General features: G+C 69.7%; 1 protein-coding gene. It reads right to left on the reverse strand.

The genetic code is table 11. The features are described from left to right. Positions 1-254: ATP-binding cassette domain-containing protein (locus ACZ3HH_RS30750; protein WP_465810458.1), on the reverse strand; the 254-nt coding region annotated here is incomplete at both ends.

Here is a 254-nt window from a genome sequence, read left to right on the forward strand (position 1 = left end):
TCCTCGATCGTGCCGTGCTCGACGACGCGGCCGTGCAGCAGCACGAGCACCTCGTCGCACACGTGCTCCACGACCGCGAGGTTGTGCGAGATGAACAGCGTGGTCAGGTCGCGCTCGCGCTGCAGCCGCTCGAGCAGGCGCAGGATTTCGGCCTGGGTCGACACGTCCAACGCCGACGTGATCTCGTCGGCCACGATCACGTCGGGGTCGACCACGAGTGCCCGCGCGATCGCGATGCGCTGGCGCTGGCCGCC

The sequence above is a fragment of the Pseudomonas sp. PME37.24/025 genome (genome assembly GCF_055556615.1).